Source organism: Saccharopolyspora elongata (genome assembly GCF_004348985.1).
GTDB classification, from domain to species: domain Bacteria; phylum Actinomycetota; class Actinomycetes; order Mycobacteriales; family Pseudonocardiaceae; genus Saccharopolyspora; species Saccharopolyspora elongata.
Genome location: NZ_SMKW01000020.1, coordinates 75614 through 91178, shown reverse-complemented (window position 1 = coordinate 91178; position 15565 = coordinate 75614). Strand labels below are relative to the sequence as shown.

Here is a 15565-nt window from a genome sequence, read left to right as displayed (position 1 = left end):
GGGGTGCAGCGCAACCATGCCCAACATCGTTCGTGCGGCGCTGGTCCAGGCGAAGTGGACCGGCGACACCGCCTCGATGGTCGACCAGCACGAGGAGCACGCCCGCGCCGCGGCCGGGCAGGGCGCCGGGATCATCGGCTTCCAGGAGGTCTTCAACGCTCCCTACTTCTGCCAGGTGCAGGAGGCGGAGCACTACCGCTGGGCCGAGGCGGTGCCCGACGGGCCGACCACGCAGCGGATGTGCGCGCTGGCGCGGGAACTCCGCATGGTCATCGTCGTGCCGGTCTACGAGGTCGACGGACCCGGCTTCTACTACAACACCGCCGCCGTGATCGACGCCGACGGCAGCTACCTCGGCAAGTACCGCAAGCACCACCTGCCGCACCTGCCCGGGTTCTGGGAGAAGTACTACTTCCGCCCCGGCAACCTCGGCTGGCCCGTCTTCGACACCGCCGTCGGCCGGATCGGCGTCTACATCTGCTACGACCGGCACTTCCCGGAGGGCTGGCGGGCGCTCGGGCTGGCCGGCGCGCAGCTGGTCTACAACCCGTCGGCGACCAGCCGCGGGCTCTCCTCCTACCTCTGGAAGCTCGAACAACCCGCCGCGGCGGTGGCCAACGAGTACTTCATCGCGGCGATCAACCGGGTCGGCATCGAGGAGTACGGCGACAACGACTTCTACGGCACCAGCTACTTCGTCGACCCGTACGGGCAGTTCGTCGGCGAGCCGGCCAGCGGCACCGACGAGGAACTCGTGGTGCGCGACCTGGACTTCGACGTGATCGACGAGGTCCGGCAGAAGTGGGCGTTCTACCGCGACCGCCGCCCGGACGCCTACCGCCTGCTGACCGAGCCGTGAGAGGAACGACGATGACGAGCACGCACGCAGAGCTGACCAAGCGGCACCGCGCGGTGCTGCCGGACTGGCTCGCGCTGTACTACGACGAGCCGATCGACGTCGAGCGCGGCGAGGGGCGGCACGTCTGGGACGCCGAGGGGAACCGGTACCTGGACTTCTTCGGCGGCATCCTCACCACGATGACCGCGCACGCGCTGCCCGAGGTGACCGCGGCGGTCGGCGAGCAGGCGGGCCGGATCCTGCACACCTCCACGCTGTACCTGAACCGGCCGATGATCGAGCTCGCCGAGCGGGTCGCGGAGCTCTCGGGCATCGACGACCCGCGGGTGTTCTTCACGACCAGCGGCACCGAGGCCAACGACACCGCGCTGCTGCTGGCCACCGGCTACCGCGCCTCCAACCAGGTGCTGGCGTTGCGCAACAGCTACCACGGCCGGTCGTTCTCGGCCCTGGCGGTGACCGGCAACCGCGGCTGGTCGCCGACCAGCCTGTCGCCGGTCCAGACGGCGTACGTGCACGGCAGCCGCCGGCGCGGCACCCCGTTCGCGGGCCTGCCGGACGCGGAGTTCACCGCCGCGTGCGTGTCCGACCTGGAGGACGTGCTCGGGCAGCTGAACGGCAACGTCGCCTGCCTGATCGCCGAGCCGATCCAGGGCGTCGGCGGTTTCGCCACCCCGCCGGACGGCATGTTCGCCCGCTTCAAGGAGGTCCTCGACCGGCACGGCATCCTGTGGATCAGCGACGAGGTGCAGACCGGGTGGGGGAGGACCGGCGAGCACTTCTGGGGCTGGCAGGCGCACGACGCCAACGGCGCGCCGGACATCGTCACCTTCGCCAAGGGCATCGGCAACGGCCTGTCGGTCGGCGGCGTCATCGCCCGCGCCGAGATCATGAACAGCGTCCGGGCGAACTCGATCTCCACCTTCGGCGGCAGCCCCGTCACCGCGGCCGGTGCGCTGGCCAACCTCGACTACCTCCTCGACCACGACCTGCAGGGCAACGCCGCGCGCGTCGGCGGCGTGCTGCGCGAACAGCTCGACGGAGCGCTCGGCCGGATCCCGACCGTCGTCGACGTGCGCGGCAAGGGCCTGATGATCGGCGTGGAGCTGGCGCACGCCGACGGAACGCCCGCGCCGGAGATCGCCACCGAGGTCCTCGAGGAGGCTCGGCGGGGCGGCGTGCTCATCGGCAAGGGCGGCTTGGAGGGCAACGTCCTGCGCATCGCGCCGCCGCTGACCCTCACGGAGGCCGAGGCGCGCGAGGGCGGCCGGATCCTGCTGGCGGCGCTGGAGAAGGCGGGGCGGTCATGAGCAGGACGATCATCCGCGGTGGCCTCGTGATCACCGCGACCGAGGAGACCCACGCGGACGTGCTCGTCGACGGCGAGCAGGTCACCGCGATCGCCGCGCCCGCCGTCGCCGAGCAGTGGGTGTCCAATGCGGACACCGTGATCGACGCGTCCGGGCACTACGTCATCCCGGGCGGCGTCGACGGGCACACGCACATGCAGATGCCCTTCGGCGGGACGTTCGCGTCGGACACCTTCGAGACCGGCACCAGGGCCGCCGCGTGGGGCGGCACCACCACGATCGTCGACTTCGCGATCCAGCCGGTCGGCGGCTCGCCGCGCGAAGGACTGGACGCCTGGCACGCCAAGGCAGACGGGCAGTGCGCGATCGACTACGGCTTCCACATGATCCTCTCCGACGTCGGCGACGAGGCGCTGAAGGAGATGGACGCGCTGGTCGCCGAGGGGATCACCAGCTTCAAGATGTTCATGGCCTATCCCGGCGTGTTCTACAGCGACGACGGGCGGATCCTGCGGGCCATGCAGCAGGCTGCCGGAAACGGCGCGCTCACGATGATGCACGCCGAGAACGGCATCGCCATCGACGTCCTCGTGCAGCAGGCGCTGGCCGCCGGGCGCACCGACCCGCGGTTCCACGGGCAGGTCCGGCACCCGCTGCTGGAGGCGGAGGCGACGCACCGGGCGATCCAGCTGTCCAGAGTGGCCGGTGCCCCGCTCTACGTCGTGCACGTCTCGGCGGCCGAGGCCGTCGCCGAGATCACCCGGGCCCGCGACAACGGGCTGAACGTCTTCGGCGAAACCTGCCCGCAGTACCTGTTCCTCACAGTCGAAGACCTGGCCCGGCCGGAGTTCGAGGGCGCGAAGTACGTCTGCTCGACCCCGCTGCGGCCCGCCGAGCACCAGGCGGACCTGTGGCGGGCGTTGCGCACCAATGACCTCTCGGTGGTGTCGACCGATCACTGCCCGTTCTGCTTCAAGGACCAGAAGGAACTCGGCCGCGGCGACTTCTCGAAGATCCCCAACGGCATCCCGGGCGTGGAGAACCGCATCGACCTGCTGCACCAGGCCGTCGTGGAGGGGCGCATCGACCGCCGCCGCTGGATCGAACTGGCCTGCACCACCCCGGCCCGGATGTTCGGCCTGCACCCGCGCAAGGGCACGATCGCGCCCGGCGGAGACGCCGACATCGTGATCTACGACCCGCGCGCCGAGCACGTGCTCTCGGCCGAGACGCACCACATGAACGTCGACTACAACGCCTACGAGGGCAAGCGGATCACCGGCCGGGTCCGCACTGTGCTCTCCCGCGGCGAGGTCGTCGTCGACGACGGCACCTACACGGGCCGGGCCGGGCACGGGCGGTTCCTGGCCCGCGACACCTGCCAGTACCTGATCTGAATTCGTACAGGTCATACGCAAGTCGGGGCTCCGACAGTCCAGGCGGCGTCTGAGGTTCCGCTACCCGCACCGCAAAGCAAATTAGATTCAAGAACAGTTTTGGGGGAGAGATGGACTTCGGACTGGTTCTGCAGACCGATCCGCCCGCGTGGTCCGTGGTGGACCGGATGCGCCGGGCCGAGCAGCTCGGCTTCAGCCACGGCTGGACCTTCGACTCCTGCGTTCTGTGGCAGGAGCCGTTCGTCATCCACAGCCAGATCCTGGCCGCCACCGAACGACTCGTGGTCGGCCCGATGGTGACCAACCCGGCCACCCGCGACTGGACGGTCACCGCATCGACCTTCGCCACGCTCAACGACATGTTCGGGCCGCGCACGGTGTGCGGCATCGGCCGCGGCGACTCGGCGGTGCGGGTCACCGGTGGGCGGCCGACCACGCTGGCGACGCTCGAACAGGCCATGCGCGTGATCAAGGAGCTGGCCGAGGGCCGCGAGGTCCAGCTGCACGGAACCCCGGTCCGGCTGCCGTGGGTGCGCGACGGCCGGCTGCCGATCTGGATGGGCGCCTACGGGCCGAAGGCCCTGGAGCTCGCCGGCCGGCAGGCGGACGGCTTCATCCTGCAGCTCGCCGACCCGTACCTGACGCGGTGGATGGTCGACCACGTCCGGGAGGCCGCCCGCGATGCCGGTCGCGACCCGGCGTCGATCACCGTGTGCGTGGCCGCCCCGGCCTACGTCGGCGACGACCTCGACCACGCCCGCGAGCAGTGCCGCTGGTTCGGCGGCATGGTCGGCAACCACGTCGCCGACCTCGTCGCCCGCTACGGCGACGCGGCGGATGCGGTGCCCGCCGCGCTCACCGACTACATCAGGGGCAGGAAGGGGTACGACTACTCGCACCACGGGCGCGCCGACAACCCGAGCACCGAGTTCGTGCCGGACGAGATCGTCGACCGGTTCTGCCTGCTCGGGCCCGCCCAGGCGCACCTGGCCAAGCTGCAGGAACTGCGCGATGCCGGGGTCGACCAGTTCGCGATCTACGCCATGCACGACGCGCTCGACTCCACTGTGGACGCCTATGGTGATGCCGTCATCCCGGCCATGTCCTGACGCCTCGCGGACCTGCGGCGGTGATCACACGGCCGCGGGTTTGTAGAGTTCCGCCGGAAAGTGGCAGCCCCGACCGGCGGGGTGGAACGAGGAGGGGCGCCATGCGGCAGGAACTCGGCGCGAAGCTGGGCGTCGGCTGGAAGCTGCACGGGGACGGCAGCACGCCGCGCCCCGGCGAGGCGGTGGCCCCGGACGAGCGGCTTTCCTGGGGACGCACCATCGGGCTCGGCGCCCAACACGTGGTGGCCATGTTCGGCGCCACCTTCGTCTTCCCTGTGCTGATGGGCCTGGACCCGAACCTGGCGATCATGGTCTCGGGCGTGGCGACCATCCTGTTCCTGCTCATCGTGCAGGGCAAGATCCCCAGCTACCTGGGCAGCAGCGCGTCCTTCGTGGGCGTCGTGACGGTGATCCGGGCCGGCGGCGGGGACAGCTCGACGGTCACCGGCGCGATCCTGGTGCTCGGCCTGGTGCTGTCCGCGGTCGGGATGATCATCCACTTCGTCGGCCCGCAGGTGGTGCACAAGGTGCTGCCGCCCGCGGTCTCCGGCGCCGTGGTGATGCTGATCGGCTTCAACCTCGCCCCGGTGGTCGCCGAGTCGTACTGGCCGCAGGACCAGTGGATCGCGCTGATCACCATGATGGTGGTGCTCGGCTGCAGCGTGCTGCTGCGCGGATTCTGGTCCCGCATCGCGGTGCTGATCGGGCTGGTCGTCGGCTACGTCCTGTCGTGGCTGTTCGACCTGGGCTTCGGCCCGATCACCGCGCCGAACGCCAGCGGCGAGGTCAGCATGCACCTCCGGCTCGATCTCAGCGGCGTCGCCGACGCCAGCTGGTTCGGCCTGCCGACGCTGCACGCGCCGTCGTTCGACGCGGCGGCGATCCTCGTGGTGCTGCCCGTGGTGATCGCGCTGATCGCGGAGAACACCGGCCACGTCAAGGCCGTCGAGGAGATGACCGGTACCAAGCTGGACGGCAGCCTCGGGCGGGCGATCTTCGCCGACGGCTTCGCCAGCACCCTCTCCAGCGCGGTCGGCGGCCCGCCCACGACCACCTACGCCGAGAACATCGGCGTCATGGCCGCCACCCGGGTGTACTCCACGGCGGCCTACTGGGTGGCCGCGATCGTGGCGATCCTGTTCGGGTTGTGCCCCAAGTTCGGCGAGGTGATCGCCGCGACTCCCGGCGGAGTGCTCGGCGGCATCACCGTCGTGCTCTACGGCATGATCGGCCTGCTGGGCGCGAAGATCTGGACGGAGAACCGCGTCGACTTCGGCGACCCGGTCAACCTGATGCCGCTGGCCGCCGGGCTGGTGGCCGGCATCGGCGGGGTGTCGCTGCAGATCACGCCGCAGTTCAGCCTCAGCGGTATCGCGCTGGGCACCATCGTGACGCTGCTGGGCTACCACGTGCTGCGCTGGCTGGTGCCCGCCCGGGGGTGACCTGCTCCCTGCCGCTGATCGTCAGTGCGCCCGCGGCCGGCAGGTCGTAGGTTCGCAGACGACGACCGGCGTCGAGGAGGCCGCCATGCTGCGTCCCGTGCACTTCGAGATCCACGTGGGAGACGTGGATCGGGCCCGCGAGTTCTACTCGACCGTGTTCGGCTGGCGGTTCCAGCAGTGGGGCGACGAGCAGTACTGGCTGATCTTCACGGGACAGGGCCCGGGCATCGATGGCGGCCTGCTGCCCCGCAAGGGCTCCGAGCCCTCCGACGAGACGCCGATCGCGGCGTTCGCGACGACCATGGAGGTGGAGGACGTCGACGCCATGCTGTCGATTGTGGAGTCCGCGGGCGGCCGGGTGGCGATGCCGCGGACCGCGCTGACCGGCATGGGCTGGGTGGCGTACTGCCGGGACACCGAGGGCAACATCTTCGGCATGTTCCAGGCCGACGACCTGGCGAGCTGACCGGGACGGCGAGCGCGCCGGTCAGACGGTCTGCTCGTCGGCCACTGCCGCGCTGTGCCGCACCAGGGCGATGTCGGCGATCGTCACCGGCCTGCCGGGCAGCGGCGTGCCGGGGCGGGCCTGCAAGCCGTCGAGCATCAGCGTCAGGTAGCGGGCCGAGGCGTCCTGGCGGATGTCGTCCGGGGCGATGTGCACGCCCTGGAGCACGATCGAAAGGATCATGCCGAGGTCGCCGCCGCTGACGTCCGGCCGCATCGAACCGTTCGCCTGCGCGGCGCGCACCATCCCGTCGAGGATTTCCAGCAGTTCTTCGCGCGCCTGCTCGACCTCCGGATCGGCGGCCAGGATCGCCCTGGCCCGCTGGGACAGCATCGAGAACCGGACGACCGTGCGCAGGTTGGCGGCGCGCAGCAGGAAGTCGCAGAGCGCGCGCCACGGGTCGGATTCGCGGTCGCCGATCGCCCGGGCCTCGTCCAAGACCTGCTGGAACGCGTCCCGGCCGATGGCGCCGAGCAGCGATTCGCGGTCCGGGAAGCGGCGGTACAGGGTGCCGATCCCGACACCGGCGGCGCGGGCGATCTCCTCCATCGGGACCTCGGTGCCGTGCTCGGTGAAGACGGCCCGCGCCGCAGCGATGATCCGGTCCCGGTTGCGGCGGGCGTCGGCCCGCAGCCGTGGCGTGGCGTCGGTCGTCATGGTCCTCACTCGCGTGCTGTGCGTCGGGTGGGCGGATTGTCGCATGTTCCGGGCCGAAATTAGGTGGACGAAATTCTTCCACTTCGCTATAACCGGAAGAGCATCATCCATTTGTTCGCTCGGTGATCAGGGAGTCACGATGTCCGAACATGCCGTTGACCCGGCGGCCTACCCTAAAGTCCGCACCTGCCCGTTCGCGTCCGCACCGGAGTACGCCGAACTGCGCGCCGAAGCACCGATCGCCAAGGTCCCGATGGCGGGCGGCGGCACCGCGTGGCTGGTGACCCGGCACGAACACGTCCGCCAGGTGCTCGGCGATCCGCGGATGAGCTCCGACCGGCGCCGCCCCGGCTTCCCGCAGCTCTCGGTAGGCCAGCGGGCCACCGTCGGCACCGTGGCCCCGTCGATGATCGGGATGGACGGGGAAGAGCACGCCGCCGCCCGCCGCTCGGTGCTCGGCGAGTTCACCGTGCGGCGGATCGAGGCGATGCGACCGCGCATCCAGCAGATCGTCGACGGCTGCATCGACGAGATGCTCGCCGAGCCCCGCCCGGTCGACCTGGTGCGGGCGCTGTCGCTGCCGGTGCCATCACTGGTCATCTGCGAGCTGCTGGGCGTGCCCTACACCGACCACGACTTCTTCCAGGAGCGCACCGGCCTGATCCTGCGCAAGACCACCCCCGTCGAGCAGCGCATCGCCGCGGTCGAGGAGATCCAGGCGTACCTGGACGAGCTGGTGACGGCCAAGGAGCAGGAGGTCACCGACGACCTGCTCGGCAGGCAGATCCGCAAGCAGCGCGAAGCCGGCGAGGCCGACCACGAGGCGCTCGTGCGGATGGCGCTCCTGCTGCTGGTCGCCGGGCACGAGACGACCGCGAACATGATCTCGCTGGGCACCCTGGCGCTGCTGGAGAACCCCGACCAGCTGGCGGAGATCGTCGCCGACCCGGCCAAGACCCCGACCGCCGTCGAGGAACTGCTGCGCTACTTCACCATCGTCGAGGCGGCGACCTCGCGCACCGTGACGGAGGACGTCGAGATCGGCGGCGTGCTGATCCCGGAGGGGGAGGGCGTCGTCGCGCTGGGCAGCTCGGCCAACCGCGACCCCGAGGCCTTCGACCGCCCCGACGAGCTGGACCTCGCCCGCAACGCCCGCGGGCACGTCGCGTTCGGCTTCGGCCCGCACCAGTGCCTGGGGCAGAACCTGGCGCGGCTGGAGCTGCAGATCGTCTTCGACACCCTGTTCCGGCGGCTGCCCGGGCTGCGGCTGGCCGTCGCCGTGGACGACCTGCCGTTCAAGTCCGACGCGAACATCTACGGGATCTACGAGATGCCCGTGACCTGGGGAGAGGAGTGATCATGCGGATCGAGGCGGACCTGGACCGCTGCGTCGGGGCGGGCCAGTGCGTGCTGACCGAACCCGCGCTGTTCGACCAGAACGACGAGGACGGCCGGGTGGTGCTGCTGGCGGCCGAGGTGGACGACGGCGACGCGGGTCTGGTCGCGGCGGCCCGGGAGGCGGTGCACGTCTGCCCGTCGGGCGCGCTGTCGCTGATCGGCGACCGGTAGCCGCGACGTGAAGCGGCGCCACCTCCCCCTCTCCTGGAGATGGCGCCGCCGGCGTGGTTGAGCCGCCACAGCGCAGCTTGCTGGCTGTGGCGCTCCGGTTACAGGGCATTAGGTCCCTGGACAGGACCGATTAAGGTTTTCTTGATCTTTCCCGCACGAACTCGGTGATCTCCCGGGCGGCCGCACGGCCGGCGCGGTTGGCCCCGATGGTGCTGGCCGACGGCCCGTAGCCGACGAGGTGCAGCCGGGGCTCGGCGACCGCGCGGGTCCCGGCGACCCGGATGCCGCCGCCCGGTTCGCGCAGGTGCAGCGGCGCGAGGTGGGCGATGACCGGCCGGAAGCCGGTCGCCCAGAGGATCACGTCCGCGCGCTGCGAACGCCCGTCGGCCCATTCGACACCGTCGGCGGTGATCCGCTCGAACATCGGCAGCGGGTTCAGCACGCCCCGCTCGCGCGCGGCCTGCACGGCCGGGGTGTTCGGGAGCCCGGTCGCGCTGACGACGCTGCCCGGCGGCAGGCCGAGCCGGACGCGGCGCTCGACCTCGGCGACCGCGGCTCGCCCGTCGACCGGCGTGAACTCGGCGTCGGTGAACTCCGGCGGCCGCCGGGTCACCCAGGTCGTCTCGGCGACGTCGGCGATCTCCAGCAGGTGTTCCACCGCGGAGATCCCGCCGCCGACCACGATCACGCGCCGGCCGCGGAACTCCTCGGGGCCGTGGTAGTCGGCGGTGTGCAGCTGGCGGCCGGCGAACGAGCTCTGCCCGGGGTAGTGCGGCCAGAACGGGTTCTCCCAGGTGCCGGTGGCGTTGAGGACCGCTCGGGCGGCCCAGGTCCCCGCCGAGCTGTCCACCAGCAGCCGCTCGCCGCCGTCGCGCACCGCGTCGACCTTCACCGGCCGCAGCACGGGGAGTTCCTGCTCGTACTCGTACCGCCCGAAGTACTCCGGGACGACCTCGGCGGCGGGGCGGGCGCCGTCGGTTTCGCGCAGCGGGCTGCCCGGCAGGTCGTGGATGCCGTGCACGCCGCCGAGGCGCAGCGACGGCCAGCGGTGCCGCCACGCGCCGCCCGGCCCGTCGCCGTGGTCTAGCACCACGTGGTCGATGCCGGCTCGCTGCAGGTGGTACGAGCCGGTCAGGCCCGCCTGGCCGGCCCCGATCACCACGACGTCGATGTCCTCCACATCCACCAGAACAGCCGCCGCGGCGGAATCTTCCCGGGCGCGAGGTGGTCTGTGCCACTGCCTGCGGAGTTGTTCCGATAGGCCAAGAGAGTGCGACGCAAGACACCCGTGGGGTGGCTTTAATTCCACCGAAACAACGCCCTACGATTGATTCCGTAAGCGGTGGTTCCCCAAACCTTCTTCCGTTCGTCCTGCCCTTTGCCGGGCGGTGCCTCGCGCGCGCGTGCGGAAGACGGGGAGGTTTGCAGAAGGGAGGCAAGAAGTGACAACGGTGTGGGTGGCCCTGGCGGCCGAGTCGGTTGTGCTGCTGGCGGTGGCGGGAGCGATGACCAAGTGGGCGTGGCGACTTCAGCCGGGCACCCCGGACCAGGTGATCGAGCCGGCCGGCCCCGTGGCCGAGCGCATCGCCTGAGCTAGCGCGCAGCGGGTTCGCTCCCCTCGGTGGGAACGGGCCCGCATACCTCGGACCGGCCACGGCGGCGAATCCAATCGTCGCCCGGCCGGTTTTCGTTACCCAATTCCGGGTGCATTTTCGGATTGACTGCATCACGTTCATTCCGAGTTTAATCGGCACGGTTGTTTGCAAAGGTAACTAGCGCCGCGGGTGTCCCGGGCCCGCGATGATCGGCATGTGATGCCGCACATGCGGGTCGCGGCGGGTGCGGCGACCGATAGGGTGAGCCGAACGAGGTCAGCACGCCGATCGGGAAGGGCATCCGTGAGTCCAGTCGAACAGTCCAGTGGTCCACAGCCGGGTGGACCGGTGCTGCCCCGTTCGGGCTCCGGATCGGTGCTGGCCAACTACCGGACGTTCATCGAACGCGCGGTCCGCAAGCCGAACCTGGTCGGCGCGGTTGCGCCCAGCTCGCCGAACCTGGCCCGGGAGATGGCGGCCGTGGTGCCGACCTCCGGCAACCCGGTGGTCGTGGAGCTCGGGCCCGGCACCGGGGCGCTCAGCGGCGCGATCGCCGAGCGACTGCCCGCGGGTGGCCGACAGGTGGCGATCGAGCTGGACGCCGGGATGGTCGAGTACCTGGGCGCCGAAATGCCGTGGCTGGAGGTCATCCAGGGCGACGCGGCGCGGCTCGGCGAACTGCTCGCGGACGCGGGCATCGACAAGGTGGACGCGGTGGTCAGCGGCCTGCCGTGGTCGATCTTCCCGGCGAAGCTGCAGCACGACATCCTGGGCCAGGTCGGCGCGGTTCTCGCGCCCGGCGGCGCCTTCACGACCTTCGCCTACGTGCACGCCCTGGGCATGGCCGGAGCCCAGCAGTTCCGCCGCCGCCTGGACCTGAGCTTCGACGAGGTGCTGACCTCGCGCACGGTGTGGCGCAACGTCCCGCCGGCCCGCATCTACGTCTGCCGCCGCCCCCGCCAGCCCTGAGCAACGGGACTCATCGCTGCCCGCTCGTCCCAGTGGGCTGGTCGTCGTGGGCTGGTCGGCTATATTTAGTCACCGATCTTGACTATCAACTTTGGTGACGGAGTGTCGATGTGGTTTTCCCTTGGCGCCGGTCCGGCGTCGGTCGAGTTGGCGACCGGTAGTTGTGCGGTCCTGGTGATCGACATGCAGAACGACTTCGCGGCACCCGGCGGCATGGTCGACCGGGCGGGGCTGGACATCGGTCCGGTCCGGGACACCATCGCTACAGCGGCTTCTACGGCACCGATCTGGAGGCGACCCTGCGGCGGCTCGGAACCACGTCGCTGATCGTCACCGGCTGCACGACCAGCGTCTGCGTCGAGTCGACGATCCGGGACGCGTTCTTCCGGGACTACCTGCCGGTGCTGCTCGCGGACTGCACCAGCGAGCCGCTGGGCCGGGCCAACCACGAGGCGTCGCTGGCGGTCATCGAGCACAACCTCGGCTGGGTGTCGGACTCGAAGTCCTTGCTCGCCGCCCTCACACCCGTTCCGTGATGGCCCGCAGGGATTCCTTGAACTCGCGGTAGCGGGGCTCGGTGATCTCTTCGGCGTGGCGCCGCTCGATCGCGGCGATGATCCGGTCCGCGGCGCGCTGCTCGGCCAGCCCGCGTTCGGTCGGCACCACCAGCTTCGCCCGCCGGTCGGCGGGATCCGGCTTGCGTTCGACGTAGCCGAGCGCTTCCAGCTCGTCGACGATGGTGCCGATCACCTGCTTGTGCTGCCCCGAGAGCTGCGCCAGCTCGCTCGCGCGAACGCCGGCCTCGTCCAGGTAGGCCAGCACGGCGCCGTGGCGCGGGGTGAGATCGGCGAATCCCCGCTCGGCCAGCGCGTCGAACAGTTCCCGTTGCAGGGCGAGCAGCAGCCGCGCGCTCAGGGCCGCCAGATCGGGATCCGACGCCATCCGCTCGGCCCGCCGGTTGCGCTGCACTGCCACCTCGCCAGCCGTCGTCGGTCAGGTCGCCCGCCAGTTTACGGGGCGCCCCACGGGAACGGGCCCGGTGCGCTTGTGGCGCACCGGGCCCGTTCGGTAGTGCCCGCCGGATCGGCAGGGGATCAGGAGCGGATCATCTTGCGCAGCACGTACTGCAGGATGCCGCCGTTGCGGTAGTAGTCCGCCTCACCGGGGGTGTCGATGCGGACCTTGGCGTCGAACTCCACAGTGGAGCCGTCGGCCTTGGTCGCGGTCACCTTCACCGTCTGCGGCGTCTCTCCCTCGTTGAGCTTGGTGATGCCCGCGAAGTCGAAGGTCTCCGTGCCGTCCAGGCCCAGCGACTTGGCCGACTTGCCCTCCGGGAACTGCAGCGGGATGACGCCCATGCCGATCAGGTTCGAGCGGTGGATGCGCTCGAAGGACTCGGCGATGACGGCGCGGACGCCCAGCAGCCGGGTGCCCTTGGCCGCCCAGTCGCGCGACGAACCGGAGCCGTACTCCTTGCCGCCGAGCACCACCAGCGGGATGTCCTGGGCGGCGTAGTTCTGCGCGGCGTCGTAGATGAACGCCTGCGGGGCGCCGTCCTGGGTGAAGTCCCGGGTGTAGCCGCCCTGCACGTCGTCCAACAGCAGGTTGCGCAGCCGGATGTTGGCGAACGTGCCCCGGATCATCACCTCGTGGTTGCCGCGGCGGGAACCGTAGGAGTTGAAGTCCTTCCGGTCGATGCCGTGGTCGGTGAGGTACTTGCCCGCGGGCGAGTCCGGCTTGATCGCACCGGCCGGCGAGATGTGGTCGGTGGTGACCGAGTCGCCGAGCAGCGCGAGCACGCGGGCACCGGAGATGTCGGTGACCGGCGCCGGCTCCATCGCCATGCCCTCGAAGTACGGGGGCTTGCGCACGTAGGTGGAGTCCGCGGCCCACTCGAAGGTCTGGCCCTCCGGGGTGGGCAGCGACCGCCACCGCTCGTCGCCCTTGAAGACGTCCTCGTAGGACTTGGTGAACATCTCGTTGGTGATCGCCGAGTCGATGGTGTTCTGGACCTCCTGCGGCGACGGCCAGATGTCGCGCAGGAAGACCGGCTTGCCCTCGGTGTCGGTGCCCAGCGGGTCGTTCTCGAAGTCGAAGTCCATCGAGCCCGCGAGCGCGTAGGCGATGACCAGCGGCGGCGAGGCCAGGTAGTTCATCTTGACGTCGGGGTTGATCCGGCCCTCGAAGTTCCGGTTGCCCGACAGGACCGAGACGACCGACAGGTCGTTGTCCTGCACGGCGGCGGAGACGTCCTCCGGCAGCGGGCCGGAGTTGCCGATGCAGGTGGTGCAGCCGTAGCCGACCAGGTGGAAGCCGAGCTTCTCCAGGTACGGCCAGAGCCCGGCCTTCTCGTAGTAGTCGGTGACGACCTGCGAACCCGGGGCCATCGAGGTCTTCACCCACGGCTTGCGGGTCAGGCCCTTGTCCACGGCGTTGCGGGCCAGCAGCGCCGCGCCCAGCATCACCGACGGGTTGGAGGTGTTGGTGCAGGAGGTGATCGAGGCGATCACCACGGCGCCGTGGTCCAGCTCGAACTCGCCGAGCTCGTCGGAGGACACCTTGACCGGCTTGGAGATCCGGCCGTGGGAGCCGTTGGCGGCCGAGACGACGGCCGGCGCGGACTCGTGGTGGGTGACCGCCGGGGCGTCGCTGGCCGGGAAGGACTCCTCGCCGGCCTCGTCCACGGCCCGGTCGTCGGCGGTCTCGACCGTGGCGTAGTCGGTCAGCGCGGTGCGGAACGACTGCTTGGCCTCGGACACCACGATCCGGTCCTGCGGGCGCTTCGGGCCGGCGATCGACGGGACCACGGTGGACAGGTCCAGCTCGAGGTACTCGGAGTACTCCGGCTCGTGGCTCGAGTCGTGCCAGAGACCCTGCTCCTTGGCGTAGGCCTCGACCAGCGCGACCTGCTCGGCCGGGCGGCCGGTGAGCTTGAGGTAGCGGACGGTCTCCTCGTCGATCGGGAAGATCGCCGCGGTGGAGCCGAACTCCGGGCTCATGTTGCCGATGGTGGCGCGGTTGGCCAGCGGCACCGAGGCCACGCCGGAGCCGTAGAACTCGACGAACTTGCCGACGACGCCGTGCTTGCGCAGCATCTCGGTGATCGTCAGCACCACGTCGGTGGCGGTGGCGCCGGCCGGGATCTCGCCGGTGAGCTTGAAGCCGACCACGCGCGGGATGAGCATCGACACCGGCTGGCCGAGCATCGCGGCCTCGGCCTCGATGCCGCCGACGCCCCAGCCCAGCACGCCCAGGCCGTTGACCATGGTGGTGTGCGAGTCGGTGCCGACGCAGCTGTCCGGGTAGGCCTGGCCGTTGCGGGACATCACGGTGCGGGCCAGGTGCTCGATGTTGACCTGGTGCACGATGCCGGTGCCCGGCGGGACGACCTTGAACTCGTCGAAGGCGCCCTGGCCCCAGCGCAGGAACTGGTAGCGCTCCTTGTTGCGGCCGTACTCGAACTCGACGTTGCGCTCGAAGGCGTCCGGCTTGCCGAACACGTCGATGATCACGGAGTGGTCGATCACCAGCTCGGCCGGGGCCAGCGGGTTGACCTTGGCGGTGTCGCCGCCGAGGTCGGCCACCGCCTCGCGCATGGTGGCCAGGTCGACCACGCAGGGCACGCCGGTGAAGTCCTGCATGATCACGCGGGCCGGCGTGAACTGGATCTCGGTGGCCGGCTCGGCCTTGGCGTCCCAGTTGGCGAGGGCCCGCACGTGGTCGGCGGTGATGTTCGCGCCGTCCTCGGTGCGCAGCAGGTTTTCCAGGAGGATCTTGAGGCTGTAGGGCAGCCGCTGCGCGCCGTCGACCGCGCTGAGCCGGAACACCTCGTAAGAGGCGTCACCGACGTTCAGCGTGCCGCGGGCGCCGAAGCTGTCCTTGCTCGCAGGTGCAGTCACGTTCAACTCCATCTCGCGACGGGCGCAAGTTCGGGAACGATTGCGAGTCTCGCGCACGTCGAGCGAGCATGCGCGGGGACCCGCTCTCTTCGCTGCTAACAGTACGCTTGTCCTGTATTCGCCCTCAACTAAGGGTCGGCAAACTCTCGATCACATGTACCGCGGCGTGCAAAACCGCCGTTTTTCCCGCCTTCCCAGGGATTGGGACGGAAGTACCGAAAGCCGTTGCGAGGGCGTCGGAGGGGCGTGCTTCG

General features: G+C 70.3%; 15 protein-coding genes. 11 read left to right on the top strand and 4 right to left on the bottom strand.

Translation table 11 applies throughout. The features are described 5' to 3' along the window. Positions 1–16: 16 nt before the first annotated feature. The 6 genes from E1288_RS17050 (at position 17) to E1288_RS17025 (ending at position 6583) form a co-directional block, all read left to right on the top strand. On the top strand, positions 17–859 hold the full coding sequence (locus tag E1288_RS17050; protein ID WP_132486180.1) for a nitrilase-related carbon-nitrogen hydrolase: 843 nt from the start codon (positions 17–19) through the stop codon (positions 857–859). Positions 860–870: 11 nt separating this feature from the next. Further along, on the top strand, positions 871–2169 hold the full coding sequence (locus E1288_RS17045) for an aspartate aminotransferase family protein (protein WP_132486178.1): 1299 nt from the start codon (positions 871–873) through the stop codon (positions 2167–2169). Continuing rightward, positions 2166–3566: a dihydropyrimidinase gene (gene hydA, locus E1288_RS17040; protein ID WP_132486176.1), complete on the top strand. Its 1401-nt coding sequence runs from the start codon at positions 2166–2168 to the stop codon at positions 3564–3566. Before E1288_RS17045 ends, hydA begins: the two co-directional genes overlap by 4 nt. 110 nt (positions 3567–3676) lie before the next feature. Further along, positions 3677–4675, top strand: a complete 999-nt coding sequence (locus tag E1288_RS17035; protein WP_132486174.1) for a TIGR03842 family LLM class F420-dependent oxidoreductase — start codon at positions 3677–3679, stop codon at positions 4673–4675. A 101-nt stretch (positions 4676–4776) separates the two neighbouring features. Further along, entirely contained in the window at positions 4777–6117 is a 1341-nt protein-coding gene (locus tag E1288_RS17030) for a uracil-xanthine permease family protein (protein WP_132486172.1), read from the top strand. Between the two features lie 85 nt (positions 6118–6202). Next, positions 6203–6583, top strand: coding sequence for a VOC family protein (locus E1288_RS17025; protein ID WP_132486170.1), 381 nt, complete (start codon positions 6203–6205; stop codon positions 6581–6583). A gap of 21 nt (positions 6584–6604) precedes the next feature. On the opposite strand, the gene E1288_RS17020 is transcribed toward E1288_RS17025, so the two are convergent. Next, a complete protein-coding gene (locus E1288_RS17020; protein ID WP_132486169.1) occupies positions 6605–7279 on the bottom strand; it encodes a TetR/AcrR family transcriptional regulator in 675 nt (224 codons plus the stop codon). A gap of 139 nt (positions 7280–7418) precedes the next feature. Here E1288_RS17020 and E1288_RS17015 point away from each other — a divergent pair, with 139 nt between their 5' ends. Next, positions 7419–8636, top strand: coding sequence for a cytochrome P450 (locus E1288_RS17015; RefSeq protein ID WP_132486167.1), 1218 nt, complete (start codon positions 7419–7421; stop codon positions 8634–8636). 2 nt (positions 8637–8638) lie between these two features. Beyond that, positions 8639–8848 carry a ferredoxin gene (locus E1288_RS17010; protein WP_132486165.1) on the top strand — a complete coding sequence of 70 codons (210 nt, stop codon included), beginning with the start codon at positions 8639–8641 and terminating at the stop codon, positions 8846–8848. Positions 8849–8978: 130 nt separating this feature from the next. Here E1288_RS17010 and E1288_RS17005 read toward each other — a convergent pair whose 3' ends face one another. Next, positions 8979–10028 carry an NAD(P)-binding domain-containing protein gene (locus E1288_RS17005; protein WP_132486240.1) on the bottom strand — a complete coding sequence of 350 codons (1050 nt, stop codon included), beginning with the start codon at positions 10026–10028 and terminating at the stop codon, positions 8979–8981. A 262-nt stretch (positions 10029–10290) separates the two neighbouring features. On the opposite strand from E1288_RS17005, the gene E1288_RS46980 reads away from it, so the two are divergent. The 3 genes from E1288_RS46980 (at position 10291) to E1288_RS16995 (ending at position 11948) form a co-directional block, all read left to right on the top strand. Continuing rightward, positions 10291–10440, top strand: a complete 150-nt coding sequence (locus E1288_RS46980; RefSeq protein ID WP_165968146.1) for a hypothetical protein — start codon at positions 10291–10293, stop codon at positions 10438–10440. A 378-nt stretch (positions 10441–10818) separates the two neighbouring features. Then, entirely contained in the window at positions 10819–11412 is a 594-nt protein-coding gene (locus E1288_RS17000; protein WP_235883614.1) for a class I SAM-dependent methyltransferase, read from the top strand. A 161-nt stretch (positions 11413–11573) separates the two neighbouring features. Then, positions 11574–11948, top strand: coding sequence for a cysteine hydrolase family protein (locus tag E1288_RS16995; protein WP_235883609.1), 375 nt, complete (start codon positions 11574–11576; stop codon positions 11946–11948). Here E1288_RS16995 and E1288_RS16990 read toward each other — a convergent pair. Further along, on the bottom strand, positions 11932–12381 hold the full coding sequence (locus E1288_RS16990) for a MarR family winged helix-turn-helix transcriptional regulator (RefSeq protein ID WP_235883608.1): 450 nt from the start codon (positions 12379–12381) through the stop codon (positions 11932–11934). The two genes, E1288_RS16995 and E1288_RS16990, sit on opposite strands and share 17 nt — an antisense overlap. Before the next feature lie 125 nt (positions 12382–12506). Then, positions 12507–15323 (bottom strand): aconitate hydratase AcnA, encoded by a 2817-nt coding sequence (gene acnA / locus E1288_RS16985; protein WP_165968150.1) that lies wholly within the window; start codon positions 15321–15323, stop codon positions 12507–12509. Positions 15324–15565: the final 242 nt, after the last annotated feature.